Source organism: Paenibacillus sp. FSL R10-2734 (assembly GCF_037963865.1).
Classification (GTDB): domain Bacteria; phylum Bacillota; class Bacilli; order Paenibacillales; family Paenibacillaceae; genus Paenibacillus_AQ.
Genome location: NZ_CP150170.1, coordinates 4,636,244 through 4,654,011 on the forward strand (window position 1 = coordinate 4,636,244; position 17,768 = coordinate 4,654,011).

14 protein-coding genes are annotated in these 17,768 nt (G+C 40.0%); 3 read left to right on the forward strand and 11 right to left on the reverse strand.

What is annotated here, in order from left to right; genetic code table 11:
- Positions 1 to 33: 33 nt before the first annotated feature.
- From NSS67_RS20155 to NSS67_RS20175, 5 genes are all read right to left on the reverse strand, one after another.
- Positions 34 to 594, reverse strand: coding sequence for an ABC-three component system protein (locus tag NSS67_RS20155; RefSeq protein WP_339315366.1), 561 nt, complete (start codon positions 592 to 594; stop codon positions 34 to 36).
- A 365-nt stretch (positions 595 to 959) separates the two neighbouring features.
- Positions 960 to 4,160 (reverse strand): sugar-binding domain-containing protein, encoded by a 3,201-nt coding sequence (locus NSS67_RS20160; protein WP_339315367.1) that lies wholly within the window; start codon positions 4,158 to 4,160, stop codon positions 960 to 962.
- 51 nt (positions 4,161 to 4,211) lie between these two features.
- Positions 4,212 to 5,099: a carbohydrate ABC transporter permease gene (locus NSS67_RS20165; RefSeq protein ID WP_339315368.1), complete on the reverse strand. Its 888-nt coding sequence runs from the start codon at positions 5,097 to 5,099 to the stop codon at positions 4,212 to 4,214.
- Positions 5,099 to 5,983: a sugar ABC transporter permease gene (locus NSS67_RS20170; protein ID WP_339315369.1), complete on the reverse strand. Its 885-nt coding sequence runs from the start codon at positions 5,981 to 5,983 to the stop codon at positions 5,099 to 5,101. Before NSS67_RS20170 ends, NSS67_RS20165 begins: the two co-directional genes overlap by 1 nt.
- Positions 5,984 to 6,072: 89 nt before the next feature.
- Positions 6,073 to 7,410, reverse strand: a complete 1,338-nt coding sequence (locus NSS67_RS20175; protein ID WP_339315370.1) for an extracellular solute-binding protein — start codon at positions 7,408 to 7,410, stop codon at positions 6,073 to 6,075.
- A gap of 259 nt (positions 7,411 to 7,669) precedes the next feature.
- On the opposite strand from NSS67_RS20175, the gene NSS67_RS20180 reads away from it, so the two are divergent.
- The gene (locus tag NSS67_RS20180) at positions 7,670 to 9,466 is read left to right on the forward strand and encodes a sensor histidine kinase (RefSeq protein ID WP_339315371.1); all 1,797 of its coding nucleotides are present in this window, start codon (positions 7,670 to 7,672) and stop codon (positions 9,464 to 9,466) included.
- Positions 9,444 to 11,075, forward strand: coding sequence for a response regulator (locus NSS67_RS20185; protein WP_339315372.1), 1,632 nt, complete (start codon positions 9,444 to 9,446; stop codon positions 11,073 to 11,075). The genes NSS67_RS20180 and NSS67_RS20185 overlap by 23 nt, the downstream gene beginning before the upstream one ends.
- Positions 11,076 to 11,251: 176 nt before the next feature.
- Here NSS67_RS20185 and NSS67_RS20190 read toward each other — a convergent pair whose 3' ends face one another.
- Positions 11,252 to 11,824, reverse strand: a complete 573-nt coding sequence (locus NSS67_RS20190; RefSeq protein WP_339315373.1) for a GNAT family protein — start codon at positions 11,822 to 11,824, stop codon at positions 11,252 to 11,254.
- 121 nt (positions 11,825 to 11,945) lie between these two features.
- Between NSS67_RS20190 and NSS67_RS20195 the strand changes: the two genes are divergently transcribed.
- On the forward strand, positions 11,946 to 12,836 hold the full coding sequence (locus NSS67_RS20195) for a GNAT family N-acetyltransferase (RefSeq protein WP_339315374.1): 891 nt from the start codon (positions 11,946 to 11,948) through the stop codon (positions 12,834 to 12,836).
- Between the two features lie 87 nt (positions 12,837 to 12,923).
- Here NSS67_RS20195 and NSS67_RS20200 read toward each other — a convergent pair whose 3' ends face one another.
- From NSS67_RS20200 to NSS67_RS20220, 5 genes are all read right to left on the reverse strand, one after another.
- Positions 12,924 to 13,286 carry a YmaF family protein gene (locus NSS67_RS20200; RefSeq protein WP_339315375.1) on the reverse strand — a complete coding sequence of 121 codons (363 nt, stop codon included), beginning with the start codon at positions 13,284 to 13,286 and terminating at the stop codon, positions 12,924 to 12,926.
- A gap of 103 nt (positions 13,287 to 13,389) precedes the next feature.
- Positions 13,390 to 14,328 carry a GNAT family N-acetyltransferase gene (locus tag NSS67_RS20205; RefSeq protein ID WP_339315376.1) on the reverse strand — a complete coding sequence of 313 codons (939 nt, stop codon included), beginning with the start codon at positions 14,326 to 14,328 and terminating at the stop codon, positions 13,390 to 13,392.
- Between the two features lie 101 nt (positions 14,329 to 14,429).
- Positions 14,430 to 16,718 (reverse strand): LuxR C-terminal-related transcriptional regulator, encoded by a 2,289-nt coding sequence (locus NSS67_RS20210; protein WP_339315377.1) that lies wholly within the window; start codon positions 16,716 to 16,718, stop codon positions 14,430 to 14,432.
- Between the two features lie 27 nt (positions 16,719 to 16,745).
- On the reverse strand, positions 16,746 to 17,045 hold the full coding sequence (locus NSS67_RS20215; RefSeq protein ID WP_339315378.1) for a hypothetical protein: 300 nt from the start codon (positions 17,043 to 17,045) through the stop codon (positions 16,746 to 16,748).
- Between the two features lie 174 nt (positions 17,046 to 17,219).
- Entirely contained in the window at positions 17,220 to 17,630 is a 411-nt protein-coding gene (locus NSS67_RS20220; RefSeq protein ID WP_339315379.1) for a hypothetical protein, read from the reverse strand.
- Positions 17,631 to 17,768: the final 138 nt, after the last annotated feature.

Genomic DNA, 17,768 nt, shown 5'->3' on the forward strand with positions numbered 1-17,768 from the left:
AGCTATTCGTGAAAAATTGGCGGCTGCTCAGCTTCAACCGATCAGATTGTTTAGCCAAGTATTTAAACTTATATTCATAATAAAAAACCTCTCATAAGTCCTAATAAATCTAGGTTTGCTTCTAATGAGAGGTTTACGACTGCAATATCCGATAAAAAAAGCCAATCTAACGAAAGAATATTTTTTAACGATCCTGTATAAATCTAATACAATCCTTGACACACATTGTTCTAGCTCCTTATCGGGTAACTCTCTATAATTTTGACTCATACGTATATGAGTAACTGTTCTATTAATTATTTTCAGAAAAATTTGTTTTTCATTTAAACCATCGTTTAATAATTTTTCTGCATAGAATAAAGATAGTTTATTGAAAACGGATAAACTTTTGTTTTTACCCTGCATATCAAACTCACTATAAATCCTTGTTATTTTCGAACAATAGATTTTATACAAATCTATTAAACCTTTTACCTTTTGCGAGTTATTTAACATAATTTTACGATCAATGTTAAATTCATGTAGAATAATTTTTTCTTTTAGCGCTTCTCGCGTATAGTCAATAAAATCAATTGCCTCACTATTCTGATCCAAGCTATTTTATTTTTCCAAATTCAACTCAAATAAGAGACAGCATAAATCACGATAAAAAATTAAGAGAGGACTTTTCTAAGCTGTATTATAGAAATCAATTTGAAGCATTGCAACCAGTACTTTGAAGCATAATGCTGCAAAACGGCAGAGTTATGCTTCAAGCATCAATAATAAACCGCTCTTCATTGGTTTTTTTCATGATTTTATCCTCATAAAAATGATATGATACATCCATGTTGAATTCTGCCTAATCAGTAGTGGATATTATTGTAAACGATTATATTTCTAGCGTAATCCCAGAAATCGTTTTTCTGGGATTACGTCTGGAGAATTCAAGTAGCGTTCCTAGATGTGAACTCCTTCTATTAGCTTCCATAAACCTCAAATTTCTTATGACTTGCTCGGACACCTTGCGGTAGCCCGTTGTAAACAATTTTCACATAGCGCGCTTGTTCCGCAAACAGATCTATTCGGATCGGTTCTACTCCCGTTTGCCCAGTTTGATTAATGACTGTTCGCCAATGTGTCCCGTCCTCAGATACTTGAATGACATACAAATAATTAACGGCCTCAGTAAACTCAACTTTAGTTCCTGTAATCGATCGTATTCCACCTAGATCCACTTGCCAATAGTGTCCTGGAAGCTCGTCAGCAGCTCGCCACAGCGTATGCTGAATGCCGTCATTGCCTTTGGCTGCAGAGAAATCGATGGATTGCTCACTATCAGCGATAGAAGGCAGACCTACAGCCAGCTCGTTACCTCTTAATCGAAGTACCGACTTGTTCTCCTGAAGCGTAGCGAATCGATCTTTTGTTTGCGATATGGTTGCTATTGCATGCGGCTGAAATTTTTCGCTATTCATATAAAGCAGAATGCTTGAAAGTAGTTGTTTGGCTACAAGCCCCATCTCACCTTTCTCATCCCCGAGGTTTAATGAGCAGATAAGAAGTCGTCCATTACCTACTCTTAATTCGAGAAGATTCGCTAGTTTGCGATTATTATAAAAATTAGGAATAACCTGTACAAGTGGCTCAACCTTAACCGGGAAATCATCCAAAATAATCGAATCTGAACCTTCAAGAAGTTCCTTCCATTGATAGCTTGCATAGAAATCTGTAGGGAAATCAGCAAAAATGGGATGTTGTGCTTGCACGTAAATTCCGCAGGGGTCCTCGCTAACAAAGTGCACCGGACTCCAAAATACAGGGAAAAATTTACCCGGATATAGATCGCTAACAGCACTACTATTAAGTAAAAGCAACACTTTTCCATTATTCTCAAGTTGTTCTTCCACTTCATTATCAAATGAGTTAGCTATGAGAATATCTTCTATGTTATGTGCTGGCAACTGATGTGGATATACCCATATATTCCAGCTGTTCGTGATGGTTGTACCTTCAAGCTGTAGACCTACCTTCAGCTGAGCTGCATTCTCCAGATGCTCAAAGCTTCTGCTCTCAATCCTGCCAAGCGAAGTAACATGACCACTTGGAATATGTTCTACTTGCAGTGTTCCACGATCAAGTATGATGCCATCCAAGGTTTGAACGGTCCAATGAATAAGAGCACCCTTGTAGTCATGCGCACCGTAATGAGCAAGCTCCGCTTCTGCTTCGAATAGCTCATCGCTTGTATAGATTCGCTTTGGCATCTTCATTAAAGCTACCGTTGGAGCGCAGAACTGGCGGAATTGCTCAGGTTCAATAAGTCCTTTCGAATCCCAGAAAGAATCGAGAATACCAACCGTTGCCGTGCTCTGTCCGGGAAAATCGTGTAGATCTAGCAGCTGAAAACCTCCCAATCCTCGCGTGCGTAAGGCGGATTCTATTTCATCCCTATACAATTGAAGAGCAAGTCTCCCAGAGCCTTGCGTAAACTTTGTTGCATCTTTAAGAAGTCCCTTCTCTAGCAGATTATTGCGGACGACTTCGAAATTAAAAGGGCGCAATACGCCAGTATATTTATTAATTTCATCTATGTTTGGATAAACGGTATACTGCCCTACCTCGTGTGAAATTACAGGCACATGTCGCCGAGACACAGCCTCCTCGAAATGAAGTTCAGTCGATGTCACCATCTGATCGTGAAAATATTGTCCTCGAACTCCCACTCCATCAACCGTTTGTGCGATGAAAAAATCATCCTCGGTGTCAAGTTGACGATCCCAGTTCGCTGTTAAAGTAAATACTCTCCGGTTACCATCATTCTCCTTGATCCCTTTTACAATTTGCCCAAGCAATTCAAAATCGCCATTCAGCTCATTGCCATTGGCAAACAGGCAAAAGGAAGGGTGATTCCCATAAGCATCTAAGATTTTCTGCGCTTCCTTGGGCAAATATTGATAATGCTCCGGATGAGTCCCTACAGGTAAATTCCATGTATCCATCCAGATAGGGCCTTCAACTTGGAGGTAAACTCCGAGCTGGTCTGCAACGGAGAATGCTGCTTCTGGAGGACACCATGAATGAAAACGCACATGATTTAATCCATAAGCTTTAACGGTAGTAAATACTTTCACCCACGCTTCGGGATGCATTGGAGGATACCCGGTCAACGGATAGATGCAGCAATCGAGTGTACCTCTAAGAAACGTCTTCCGATTGTTGATCTCCAACTGCGTTCCGTTTGTGCGGAAGCTACGTATGCCATAAGTTATCGTTAGCATATCCTTGGCTGCGATTACCGATTGCGTCTTTGCGGACAAAGCAACAAAGAGCTTGATTAAGGCGGGATGAAATTCATCCCATATAACATGGTCCTCATCCATTTCATAAGTAACCTCGCATATGTTCTCCGATAAGGCTGACACCTTGCCAGTGTGCATATAGCGCAATATTCCATTATAATCTTCTGATCCGATCATTGCGGGCTGCTCAATAAACGTTAGACGTATGTCAGCGTCTTCACTTGTACAGTTGTTAATTGTAATCTTCACCTTAATTTCATTGCGCTCAAGATCAGGATACACTTGAACGCCTCTCACTTGGATCATATCGATAGCGCGAAGCTCCATTCTACCGATTATTCCGTTCCATATCGTCTGCGTTTCATCAGTGTAGGCACTCGGATAACTGCCGATCTTCCAAATGTCTCGATTGTCCACACGAACCGTCAGTCTATGCGTCTGGCCTGGCACGAGTTGTGCTGTTAAGTAAAACCGATGGGGAGTGGAAAGACTGTCCCCCACCCCAATCTCCAGCCCATCGACCCATATACGCGATTCGAACATCACTCGTTCAAGGAATAGCTCTATTTGTTTTCCCTTCCATTCATGGGGAATGCTAATGTCCCTTTGATACCAAGCCACCCCGACAAATCGGAAGTGCTGGCGCAGCGACCGAACTGTTTCTTTATTCAGCTCTAGTGCAAGTTCTAACGACTCACCGATTCTATTCTCACTAGTCGATCCTGGAAGCCGTAGCTTGTTGTTCGCCGAGAATTGTTCCTCAAACCAACGCTCCTGAATGCCCAGATCTTCGCCATCCAAGCGATAGGCCCATTCTCCAGCAAGGCTAATACTTGTAGCTTCCTGCTTTGGCACTTTCATGAATGTCATATTATTCATTGTCATCTCCTAACTTATCTATAATCTATCCATAATGACCGAATTGGGTACTTATCCTTTAACAGCTCCAGCAGTTACACTGCTCGTAATCTGCTCAGTAAATAAGAAATAAATAACGACAGAAGGTAAAGCGATCAGGGTCATAACAGCAAATTGTGCCGCATAATTAGAAGCGTATTGACCAGTAAACTGAACCAATGCGAACGGCAATGTTTTAAAGGTTTCACTTCGAATATAAGTAATCGCCATGATGAACTCATTCCATGTAGAAATGAAGGTCATCACAGTTACTGTAGCAATTGCTGGTAGAGTCATAGGCAGAATAATCTTGAAGATTAGACCACCTAATCCTAGGCCATCCATTACTGCCGCCTCTTCTAGTGACCGAGGAATGGATTCCATAAACCCACTGAGAATGAACATCCCTAGTGGAATAGCAAAAGCAACGTTAGGCAAAATCAAAGACCAATAAGAATCTAGCATTCCAAGTTTATTAAAAATTTGAAAATTCGGAATTAAAGTCGAATAGACGGGTATGATCATGCCAACAAGAATGAGATTATAAAATACACCGCGGAGCTTCCACTGCATACGTGTGCAGGCATAGGCCATAAATAAAGAGGAAATGACCGTTGCTACAATCGTGACGATTGTGACGATAGCAGAATTGAGAAAGTAAAGCGGTACTTTTCCTTGTGTAAAGGCATTCTTGTAATTTATCCATTGCGGTGGATCTGGCCACTTTAGGATCGAACTTCCGAAAAAGTCGCCGCTTTTGAGCAACGAAAAGTCCACAAGCCATACCAGCGGAAATAATTGAATAATGGCGATCATAATGAGCAGTACACGAATGCTCCAGCCTGCTATATTTATTCGTTGCCCAGATGAACTCTTCATACGTTGAGAGATGGAGGGTAAAGTTTGTTTTCTAGACGTCATTAGTACTCACCTACATCTTTCTTAATCAATTTATTGAGTATTACCGTAATAGCCAAACATATCGTAACGAACACCACTGAGATAGCGTTACCATAACCATATAAAGCTTCACGGAATGCCTTGGAGTACAGATACATGGCAATGAATTGAGAATTATTTGCCGGACCGCCTCCCGTCATGAGATATACGGTCTCTATTTGTTTGAATCCAGAAATAATAGCCAAAACAACGGCAATTCTGATAATCGGCGTAATCATAGGAAGACTAATACTTACTGTGTAACGAAATGTTGAAGCACCATCAACTGTAGCAGCCTCATGAATCTCTTTAGGAATCCCCTTAAGACCTGAATAATAGAGCAAAAAGCCATAGCCGAATCCTTGCCATATTACGACCAGAATAATACAAAATATTGATAATGAAGGATCGCCGAGCCAATCTTGCTTCCAGCTTGATAGTCCCACTTGATCCAAAATCCGATTAATTAAGCCAAGTTGTGTAGAGAAAATGCTAACCCAGAGCTGAGAAGTAACGAATGCAGATATAATCGAAGGTATAAATAAAATCGTGCGCATAGGTCTCTCCAAGCGCCCTGCATGCTGGATCAGAACAGCTAGAAAAATCGCGATAGGATGCTGGATAATGATTGCCAATATTCCTAGCAACAATGAGTGCCACAAAGCCTTCCAAAAAACAGGGTCTGCTGTAAAAATATCTATGAAATTTTGAAAACCTATCATTTTATAACTACTAATTCCATCCCAGTCAGTAAAACTATAAAAGACACTGACACCAATTGGAACGCATATAAGAAATATAAAGAAAAATAGACCAGGAGTAATCAATATGGCAATCCAAAGTTTGTCTCCAAGTACTTTATGCATAGGTTATCTCCGCCTTTTTATTGAAGGAGGCAGAGCAAATGCCCTGCCTCTTATTCCAAACATAATTACATTTTTTTCTTTCTAGCCTCTTATTGTGTCGACTTTGATTTCTCAATAATCTTCGCAGCCTCTTCCACAAACTTTTCTGGCGTTAGTTTATTAGCCAATAATTGTTGTAATGCATCGTAGTACTGTTTCTGTGTATCCGGCGTCAATCGATCTGAAATCGGAAGTCCACTGATGGAAGTAGCTTCGTTGAAGATACTTGTGAGTTCCTTCTGTAACGAAGTTTCTTTACCTGTAAAGAATTGATCATATTTCTGTGCTGGGAAGGTGATACCATTCTCCCACACTGTCTTAGCCCAGTTTTCAGGCAAGAAGAACCACTTTAAGAAATCTTGGGCAGCTTCTTTATTCTTAGATTTAGCGGATACACCATAGCCCCCACCGTTCCATGCCGTCAGGTCTGTTACTTTCCCAGTACCTCCATCAAGTGTTGGGAAAGGTATCGCACCAATATTATTACGTACTTCTTCTGGGAAGTTGACATCGGTTACCATACCCATTTCCCATTGACCCATCATAAACATTGCTGCTTTACCTTGTCCAAATAGGTTGCGTGCTGTACCATAATCCTGATTCAAGAAGCCACTACCGAAGATACCCGCATTTGCTACGTCTTGCATATGCTTAGCCGCTTTTGTCCAAGAAGGATCCATGATGTTCAGCTGCTTAGTATTGTCAAACGTTCCCGAATATCTCTGAGCTACTCCGTCGATCCACAATGCAGTTGTCCAGGCATCGCGCCCATCATGTGCGATTGGAATAATCTTCTTGTCGTTTAACTTGGACACAGCTTCATTTAGTTCGGTTTCGTTGGTCGGTGGCGTCAAGCCGTTATCAGAAAAAATTTTCTTGTTATAATAAAGCACCCAAAAATCAGAGTTTTTTGGAATTCCGTAAATTTTATCATTGTCTGTAAAGCCACTGAATGCACCATCCAAGAATCCCATATCTTTAAAATCGTCGGTTTTGAATTCTGCTAGCGCCCCATTCTTCACCAGAGGTCCCATATAGTTCGAATTACCCCACAACATCATGATATCAGGCAATTGATCCGAAGCATTGTAAACCTTGATCTTGTCTTGGTACTGAGCGTCCGGGGCAAGGGTCTCCACTTTGATGGTTATATGAGGATTTTCCTTCATGTATTGATCAATCAGTTGTTGTTCAGCGAGTCCTTGTCCTGTAGCACGATCCGGGTTGTTGCTGAAGAACATTAGTGTAACTGGCTGCTTGTCTCCAGTTTTTTCTGTAGTACTGTTTGTAGCATTTGATTTTTCAACCTGATTAGAGGTGTTCCCACATCCTCCTACAATAAAAATCGTGGTAAGTAGTAAAATTGATGAGGCTTTTTTCCAATTCATTATTAAATCCTCCCTTTTCTTTATCTGTCGTTTGCTACAGTTACAGTATAAATTGAACGACACCCTAACTTTTAGTAGTATTTCTATTAGTAATTTGTACATTATTATGATTCGGTGATACCTATTCAATAGATCACACATACAATTTCATTCTTTATTGCCTTTTGGAATTGGTGCTGTATAATCTGAGTTACACTTCGACCTTAACTAGCATTTCTATTAAGATCCAGTGTATACACTAGTTAAATTAGGAGGGCCAATGCCGCTACGAATCAAGCTACTTCTTCTATTCGCCCCTCTTATTATCATTGCTTTTGGGATAACCGGTTTTTTCACTTATCGAATTGCCTCCGAGCAAATGGAAACAAACATTAGAGAACAGCAAGAAAATTTGACTCGACAGACAATGCTTCACCTCGACTATGTTGCGATGGATGCAATTGATATATCCAACTACCTCTATTTATCGCCCGAAGTACACGACTTGTTAACCGTAAAGGAACAATTTGATAGCTCAGAAGCCGCTCGTTCTACTTTTAATGTTATCAACCGTCTTATGACAACTAGGCAGTTCTTCCACTCACTTATTCTTTACTCGGATCTAGCGGAGCCCATAGAGTTTAATACCAAGGGTGTATCCGGGGCCCTTCCATATGCCGATTTCATGCATACGGAAAATTACATGAACGTAATCAAACGGCCAGCCTATGCCAAATGGGATTACACAGGTCCTGATCGACAGCTCTTTATTGGAGATCCTTCTAGAAAGGTAACGCTCACTCGAGCTATAAAGGATGTCATGGACCCCCGAGTGATTATAGGATTCCTTGTCATTGGTATTAATGAAACAGATATTCGGAATAGTTATGCTGCAGGAAGCTTGAATGATACAGATATCCTTGTACTTAATCAGGAGGGCATTGTTCTCTCTTCGACTCTGAGTGATTCGATAGGCAAAAACGTCAGTGAACTGAAGCAACTTCAAGGAGTTTCTTATACTCAATTTACACCGAATATGCCTTTCGACTACAAAGATAAACTGATCTCTTATGGAAACTCTCAGTTGTCCGAGCTTCAAGTTATTGTCATACAATCCAAAACTCGATTGATGAATGAGATTCAGCGTATCCGCTTGATCACTCTATTGTCGATGTTTTGCACCTTTCTAGTAGTTATGGCACTTTCTTGGATCGGCGCTTCAGCGATTACGAAACCGCTCACTCGCATATTAAGATCGATGTTAAAGTTCCAGAGTGGTGATTTCTCCCAGCAGGTAGATTCTATTAGTAACGATGAAATAGGAAAGCTAGGACGAGGTTATAACCAAATGGTCCGTCGTATAGATGAACTAGTCAATGAGGTATATGTATCCGAACTACATGAGAAGGAAGCCAAGCTCAAACTATTGCAATCGCAAATTAACCCGCATTTTCTTTACAATATTCTCGATACAATCGCCTGGACTTCAAGGCAGCAGGGAAATCCGATAGTAGCCCAGATGATTGGTTCCCTATCCCAAATGTTCAGACTACGACTGAATAATGGTAAGGATATGGCTACTCTTCAAGAGGAACTGGCCATCATCGATAATTATTTATCTGTACAAAAGTTGAGGTTTCAAGATAGACTTACTCATGAATTCAATATTCCACCTGATCTTATGAGTCTGCCAATGCCAAGCATGCTTCTCCAACCTCTAGTTGAAAACTCAGTTATACATGGCTTGGAGCCCATGGAGGAGCCTGGTTTAATACAGATCCTCGTCGTAAAGACAGATACTAAACGATGCATAGTCGATATTATTGATAATGGGATGGGAATAATCGAGGAAACGATGAGTCAACTTCAAGCGAAACTCACCGAACACACATCTCACAAGCAAAAATATCTTGAAGGTAGCTTTGCACTATATAACATCAAGGAGAGACTCCACATGTTCTATGGTAATGAATCCAAGATTGAAATTACCAGCCTTCTTGGAAAAGGTACGCGCGTTCGGTTAATTATTCCTTTTCCGAAAGGATGGATACCTGATGTTAACACTGATGATTGCTGAGGATGAAACAGCGATTCGCAATGGACTTGTACACATGACCAACTGGGAACAAATTGGCATTCAATTTATTGGTGCCGCTTCCAACGGTACAGAAGCACTTGAGATGATTCAGGCAAATCCGCCGGATCTTCTACTAACTGATATTCGGATGCCGGGGATTGATGGGCTCGAGTTGGTTTCCAAATTGCGTACAATCTCCCCTGAAAGCATTTGCGTTTTACTAACCGGCTACAATGATTTTAGTTATGCCCAGGCAGCAATAAGATCAGGGGCCTTCGATTTCATCCTGAAACCATCAAATCCTGAGGAAATTATTCAAACATTACTCCGTGCCATGAATACTTACAAAAAAAACACTACGCTTAAGAATACTGTAAATACGCTCGAGGAACGCTGGCGCCAGCATTTATACTTATTAGAATCCGAATTGATCGGGCGTTGGATGCATGCACCAAAGGCGCCTGGAGAAGATAGACTTCAACAGTGGGGTCATTTTAACTCGAAGCTTCTGCCCGAATCTTTTTATTTGGCTGTTATAAACATTAAGATCGACTCCTTGGAGCGATATCGTAAGAGTCCAGCCGATTGGGAATTGATCCGCTACTCTGTTATGAATGTTATTGAAGAAACAATTTCCGGAAAATTGCAAGGTCGCATTGAGGTGGTTAGGGATTCCGAGCATTTTTTTGTCCTATTCCAAGACATTATTAGTCCAATGGATATTCGAAGCTTATTTATTGAGGTTCAGCAGAATTTTATAATTTTTCTAGGTCTCTCATCAGCTATAGGGATTAGTACAACTTGCCAGCATATCAACTACCTTCATATTGCCTATGAAGAAGCTATACGAGCTCTTGAATCCAGATTCATGAAAGGCAACGGGGCAGTGTTTTTCTATCATGAGCTTGATGAACCGAATAGCGCATCCCGACTACCTGAACAGCAACTTAGAGAATATGAGCAGTTAACCTTGAATCATCTGCATCAAGGACAAAACGACCTTGCTGCGGATGGACTTGATTCATGGTTTGTATGTCTTAAGGAGGCACAACTTCCCAAGCGCGATGCTCAATTCCATGCAATTACTTACAGCGCTATTCTTATTCGTTTTATAGAGGAACAACCGCAAGCTGAATCAGGGATTTATAGCGGAATCGTCTCTCTTGCGGAGCAAATCACTGAAACCGACTCTATAGAAGACCTTCAAGGGGTCATGCAACGTATTCTCCAACAAGCTGTAGGATCTATGAACTCCAAACGACCAATACACCGAACCATCCAGCAAGCTTTAGAGATCATTCATGAACAATATGCTACTAACCTGATGTTGAAGTCCACCGCGGAATCCATCTTTGTTTCACCCAATTATTTATCGTCTTTATTCAAGCAAGAAATGGGCATTAACTTCCTCGATTACTTACATCAATACAGAGTAGATCAAGCTAAGGTGCTGCTTATGCAGCCTGATATTAAGATTGGTTCAGTTGCACAGCAAGTTGGATATTTCGATGAGGCGCATTTTACGCGAACGTTCAAAAAGTGGACGAATCAATCGCCCTCGAACTATCAAAAAGGAGCCAAGCGTTTTCCTCCTAAGTCTACTAAATGACGAATAAGAACGTCAGATTAGGTGGAGAAACTAAAATAACTCCTAATTTTTCTGGTTTCAAAATTCAAAGATGAAATAGCATGTCCATGAACCTGAACGCAGAACAGCGATCCTCCAGTAACGGAAGGGTCGCTGTTCTGCGGAATCGAAGAATGAATTTAAAATCCCCTTCAATTTCACAAATTCTCACTCATTTTCTCCATAAATTCATCCTTCGTTAATCCAAACAATATCAAATCATAATATCGCCCATTCGTGTAAATGACTTTCCGCCGCACGCCCTCTTGAACACAGCCGACTTTCTTTAACATCGCTATAGAACCTTCATTGCCTTCAAGCGCACATTCATTGAATTTATGTAGTCTTCGCTCATAAAAAGCATACTTTAAGAGGATAGTTATCGCTCTCGTTCCATACCCTTTACCTCTATGATCTTTATCTACTTGCACGCCTATACTGAACGTACCATTTTTCTCATCAATGCTATTAAGATTTACTCCCCCAACATTTTCGCCATGCAAATCCTCGATCGTAAACATTAATTTATTAGACGAGAACTCAGCGTAAGTCTCCGCAAAATTTTTAGCTTCGGCAATTGTCGGTGGTAGTTCAACAGCACACTGTAAGAGTCGCCGCGCAGGAGTATCGAAACGATTCGTGTAATAACCTTCCCAATCACCTTCTTGTATAGATCGCAATCTAATTTTCTCGTCTTTCCAGTAATAATTACTATAATCTATTTCTCTCATATTCTAGCCTCCGAATTATATTGGGATTGTTTTTTTATAATAAACATTACTTGATACCGGTGTAGTAAGATATAACCATTAAACGTAACTGTGAAAAATCCTTTGGAAAAGAGGCTTACATATGAGTGATTACCAACTAATCTGTGATTACAAGCATATCGAAAAATATAAAGAAGGCTTTATTATATTAGTAAAGTCGATTTTCGGGATCGATTTCTCGGCTTGGGTTGAACAAGGGGGATGGAATGACAAGTATATTTGTTATTCCTTTATCGATGGAGATCACGTGATAGCAAATGCATCCATAAACAAAATGACCATTATTTTAAATCAGAAAGAGTATAAAGCTATTCAAATTGGCACTGTAATGACACATCCGAACTATCGCATGCAAGGATTATCTAGAAAATTAATAGATCATATTATTGATAAGTACGAACATGAATGTGACTTCATCTACTTATTTGCAAACGACAGCGCTTTGGACTTCTACCCTAAATTCGGATTTCAACGTATGCAAGAAAGTAGCTTTTCGATTAACGCTGTTCATCTTAGTAGTCAACCGTCTAAAACTTACTCTGTGCGTCCCTTATCCATAAATAACTCTGTTGATTTCACCCTGTTAAAAAAATTCGCTGAAGAAAAAATACCTGTATCCTCTATACTTAGTGTTATAAACAATGAACATCAGCTGCTGTTCTACTTTATCCTTACTTTCCATGATTCCTTTTATTATATTGAAGAAGCTGACGTTGTAGTGATCTTTAAGCATGAGGATCATCAGCTTCATATTTTTGATATTATTAGTACTACAGGTATTGATATCGACGCAATATTGAATAGCATTATTACTCCTGAGACTGAGACTATACACTTTTATTTCACACCAGATTATTCAATAGATCACCTAGAGGCAGAATTAATTTCCCAGAGTGAGGATACATTGTTTGTGCGTCCATTTTTAAAAGAACTACCTAAACATTTCATGTTTCCCATCACTTCACATGCCTAAATTCACATTAAAAAAGGATGCCAACAGGCACCCTTTTTATTTGCTCTTTCATTACGTATGAGCTTCATTCCATACCTACTCAATTCATTAAACAAGTGGAGCTTGAATCAATGTTGCGAAATTGAATCGGTGTACGTGACCATCATTTAATGTAGTTTGGCCAGATACAAAATGTACATGCTTACCATTTCCAACTGAAATAGCAGGGCCTGTTCTTATCTTTTTCAGATTATGAAAGTGGTTCAAGAAATCAGTTCTACTAAGATCAATTTCATGGATATGACTATTCCCTACTCGAATCGCCTGCCCCGTAACACCTGCAAAACGATGATTATGTCGATCTGCACCTTCTTCAGCCAATTTAGTACTGCCTTCAAATTCATGTACATGTCGCTGTGCATATTGAGAATATAATGTTTTCTTCTTTAAAGTAGCTTTTTTCTTCTGCATCTGTTGTGAGCCTCCCTGTAATTATGGACTTCACAACATTATATTAAGAAAACACATTTTTTGATCTTAGTAAGTGTCAGGGTAATCCATTGTGATTTGTTCGCTACTCGCGTGCAGGAATATTCATGCTCTGTATCTCTTGTACGCCTGGAACAAATCCTAGATTTGTATAAACAGACTCCGCATCATTACCTTCCATGACATATAATCTAAGGAAAGGATACTTATCTTTAAGGAGATGAAGTCCTCTTTTCAACATCAATGTCGCTATCCCTTTACCTCTATAAGCAGGTATAACACCAATACTGTAAACTGCCGCGTAATCGCCCTGTAAACCCAAGAGACAATTCGCAATTAACTGCCCCGAGCTCCTATCATATACAAGCGTTGAAGCTGTAAGTAATTCTTCATTTGTATAATTCGGCTCTTCACTTGGTATAAAATCTTCATAAGAGAGTTTCTTTCTTCTAACTGCTTCAAGACTTCCTGCAAAGCTCGCATAGTTACATTCAGCAATTTGCTCTTCAAGAATAAATCGTTTAGCACCCTGTCCATCATCTTCGATCTGTGGACTTTCAATCCTAAATTCTTCATTCCATTCGACCTCGAAATGATCTGTTGGACGCTGCATCCAGCGGCATCTGAACTCATCAGGCCAAAACCCTGCCCGCGCAAATAAATGGACTTGATCCGGTAAAACCTCGAAGGTTGTTATAGGCTTAGTTCGATCAGACCAATAAATCAAAAGATTTTTCAGCAGTTTCAGCACCACATATGTATCGTTAAACGGTGGAATCACAAATAAATGATAGATCTGATTAGGCGACATCCTTACACCACCTATTTTAGACTCACCTTTAAAGATCCAGAAAGCATTGTTTCGATCAGCATTGAACCCTTCTTCTCTAAAAAAACCAATATATTGGATATTATAATAAATGGAGCAGTATAGTCCCCACTCATCTGATTCAGCCTTACGAATAGAATATTCGTTACTTAACTCATAGGATATCTCGTCCTCAGCCCATCCCATTAATTGCATGTACAATTCCTCCTCGCTGTTACTTCACCTTCTACCTTCCATAGTATCATGACCTAAAGTAAATGATTGGTAATAAACACTTATAATGATTAATTACTAAGTTAAAGTAATCGCTGTTCTCTAATCTTAGAAACGGCTTGCACACGATTTTTGACGTCTAATTTCTGATGAATATTGTGAATGTATCTTTTAACTGTTCCTGGAGAAAGGAATAAACGACTTGCAATTTCATCATTAGAACGTCCCTCGACGATGTAATACATGAGTTCTAGCTCTCTTTTTGTAAAGTGAATATCTATAGAAGACTCCGACTCTTTCATAGCTGTAGAATTGACGTTATTTAATGGCTCGAGCAGATAAGACTGAAGCAATTGATTTATATATTCATGTCCAGATGCTGCGCTCCGATCAGATAAATAGCGTTGCAGCAATCGAATGAGTGGCAATCCTTCATCAAGAAAAATACGGATATATCCCTCTGGCTCAGCAAGCTCAAGTGCCTGTTCCAAAGCCTCATAAGCCTGACCATCTTTACCTTGAATTTCATAAGCCACAGCAAGCAGTATCAAAATCTCTATCTGGCTGCCGAGTCGATCCGTTCGTCTAGCCACTCTAAGTAGTTTGTCGAGCCAAGGGATTGCTTCACTGAACGCTTGACGTGCCATCAGTATACGAGCGAGCGTGATTTGTTCATATTCCCGAGTGACATTAGGCTTATCGGTTGAACTAATATGCCTTTTTGCAAGCCATTCGTCCCCACTATATACAAGTCCTTGCGAAAGTTGAATTTGAATATAGGCAGCCTCTAGCAATCTTTCCCAACGTGGGGAGTGATGTTGCTGCAGTTCTTCTATAGCCGTTTGCAAAACATATATCGCCTCATCACCATGACCCAGGGCTTTTAGAATTTTCGATTGCATTATAACTCCAGGCACCCACACGCTGACTTGGTCCGAGGAATTACATAAAACAAGTGCTTTGTCCACCTGTACTCTTGCATTATCAAGCTGGTTCCATTCATAGAATAGAACCGATAAAAATATAAAACCATGTCCTTGTAATGCAAAATGTAGTAAGGCCCTTCTTTCCTCAGACGTTGAGACTTTAGCCGATAAATAAGCCATCTTCTTCAATCTTCCACCGAATCCTATCGGGCCACGAAGTAAAAGCGCTTCCCCTTCATTCACTACTTTTACTATAGAAGCAAATCTCTCAATGCCTTCTCTGTTCTGATCCAACAGCTCAACGAAAGTATCCACGTCCCCCTGATAAAAGGCAACCGAAGCACGATATAGATCCAATCGCATTTGAATTACAGCTTGGTCTTGTTCTGAAATTAAGAACTTCTCTTCCATAAAGCTCTCTACCTTGTGTAAAAAGCGTTTGGCATCATCAGATCGTCCTGAGACAGCCATCGCCCCCGCTTGAAAATAAAAAAGATCAGGATGTACGATCATATTTTTGATAGGCAACATATCCAGTAAATCTAGCAATATAGACTCATCGCCATTTTTAATAATCGCATTAAAATGTCTATCCATGCAGGACGCTGATAGCACATAGTCCTTTGCTTCAAACGCATGCTGAATGGCTTCCAAGGCTAATCCTTCCTTGTCGTACCAGATTGCTGCTCTTTTATGTAAGTTTGCAATTACTGCTGGATTCATTTTTTTGTATAATCTAGTTTTTAACATTTCTACGAATAGATGATGATATCGGAACCAAGATCTAGTGTCATCTAAAGGAATGATAAAAAGACGTGCTTCTTCAGCTTCTTGTAATAGAGCCTCCGCATCCGATTGCTCCATCACAGCTGCTGCTAAAGCAGGACTAAAGGAGTTCAATATAGACGTCGCTAGTAAGAAATCTTGTACTTTGACTGTCTGCCTAGAGACGACTTCATCTAATAAATAATCAAAAATATTGCGCGAGTTCCCTGAAAAAGTATTCATATACGCTGTGCGATCCTGTTTCTCTGTGAAGGAAAGGAAAGCTAGAATCAAACCTGCTACCCAGCCTTCTGTCTTTTGCTCAAGTAAAAACAGTTCTTCTTGTGTTAGCTGATTGTTCAAGGATTGCGACTGAAGTTCATCTATTTCGTCAAACGTAAATCTCAGGTCATCGTTGCTTAGTTCCAGCAGCTCCTGTTGAACTCTTAGGCGGGACAAGGCGAGCGGCGGAAGTGTTCTACTCAATATTACAAGCTTCACATTAGCTGGGAGATCTCTAATGAAAAAGCCCATACTCTCGTGAATCGATTGGTTTGTAATCGTATGATAATCATCCACAATGAGTGTAATTGAACCTGGGAGAGTATAAATTTCATTTAATAGAAGTGAGATTGCTGGCTCTACTGAACCGTCACGAACAGACTGGAAAAATAAATCCAATCGACTTAAAAAGGGCGAAGCGATTCTCTAGATAGCTGCTCGTAAACTTAACCAGAATCGGACGAGATGATTATCTGCAATATCCAGCGATAGCCAAGCCACATCATCAGCATGGATACGTGCCCATTCGGCCGCTAGTGTTGTTTTGCCAAAGCCTGCAGAAGCAGCTATAAGCGTCACCTTAGGACGATTCTCATCCATAAGTCTGGACATTAATCTTGTGCGCTTAACATAATAAGGAGCTTGCTTAGGGATGGTCACACGTGAGGTAATGATCGATTGTTGAGAATAAGATGACGCAGTTGGGTTCTGAGAGGGAGAATTCATGAGATCCTTCCTTTGTATGTAGTCTTAGTTGTTCCCAAAATAAGAGGCAGCTTTAACGTTTTAATTTTTAACCATTGGTAAGTAATAACATAACATTCTAGCAAGCTGACGTCCAATATGTAAGAAGGATGTTCCAACTTTTGTGAAAAGGTATCTAACTTCGTTCTTGGAAAGTTACGAAAAGGATAAAGATTCAAAATGAGCAATTACACGGCTCTGGGAAGAGGGAATATGAGTTGTGAATTCTTGAAGATAACTATTTTTTTGCCAGTCGTATCGTGTTATCTCGGGTGTACTTTGAATGTATTTTTTTGCTAGTGTGTGGCATTCTCCCAGCAATTTCTCCCAATTTATTAAACTCTTCATTTTGAGATATTTCATCACTCCATGAGACACCAGGACCTTTTTGAAATGTGACAAAAAATGTATAATCCGAATGATGAGATTCCGTGCTTCGTTATTACTTCCATAGGTGAAGTTTTGGTTCTTACCCAATAAAATCAACGCTTCAGGCATTAACCCATACCTTTTTGCTGCTGCAACTACAATTTTATCCGTAAATATGGCTTCAATTGTTGGTCTCATATTACACCTCATTATTATTAATTCAAAGTGTTATCACCCTTCTAGTTAATGCTCTATTAGCACTTCTTTACTCGAAGATTTTTCCCAATAGTATGTTTCATTTTATCGAACGAACACCAACAAATCTTTTGCATTTCT

Excerpts from the sequence above, each read along its gene's own strand:
- NSS67_RS20215 (WP_339315378.1), bottom strand. The coding sequence starts at position 17,045 with ATGAATTCTCCCTCTCAGAACCCAACTGCGTCATCTTATTCTCAACAA.
- NSS67_RS20165 (WP_339315368.1), bottom strand. The coding sequence starts at position 5,099 with ATGACGTCTAGAAAACAAACTTTACCCTCCATCTCTCAACGTATGAAG.
- NSS67_RS20185 (WP_339315372.1), top strand. The coding sequence starts at position 9,444 with ATGTTAACACTGATGATTGCTGAGGATGAAACAGCGATTCGCAATGGA.
- NSS67_RS20175 (WP_339315370.1), bottom strand. The coding sequence starts at position 7,410 with ATGAATTGGAAAAAAGCCTCATCAATTTTACTACTTACCACGATTTTT.
- NSS67_RS20200 (WP_339315375.1), bottom strand. The coding sequence starts at position 13,286 with ATGCAGAAGAAAAAAGCTACTTTAAAGAAGAAAACATTATATTCTCAA.
- NSS67_RS20160 (WP_339315367.1), bottom strand. The coding sequence starts at position 4,160 with ATGAATAATATGACATTCATGAAAGTGCCAAAGCAGGAAGCTACAAGT.
- NSS67_RS20195 (WP_339315374.1), top strand. The coding sequence starts at position 11,946 with ATGAGTGATTACCAACTAATCTGTGATTACAAGCATATCGAAAAATAT.
- NSS67_RS20180 (WP_339315371.1), top strand. The coding sequence starts at position 7,670 with ATGCCGCTACGAATCAAGCTACTTCTTCTATTCGCCCCTCTTATTATC.
- NSS67_RS20220 (WP_339315379.1), bottom strand. The coding sequence starts at position 17,630 with ATGAGACCAACAATTGAAGCCATATTTACGGATAAAATTGTAGTTGCA.
- NSS67_RS20205 (WP_339315376.1), bottom strand. The coding sequence starts at position 14,328 with ATGCAATTAATGGGATGGGCTGAGGACGAGATATCCTATGAGTTAAGT.
- NSS67_RS20190 (WP_339315373.1), bottom strand. The coding sequence starts at position 11,824 with ATGAGAGAAATAGATTATAGTAATTATTACTGGAAAGACGAGAAAATT.
- NSS67_RS20170 (WP_339315369.1), bottom strand. The coding sequence starts at position 5,983 with ATGCATAAAGTACTTGGAGACAAACTTTGGATTGCCATATTGATTACT.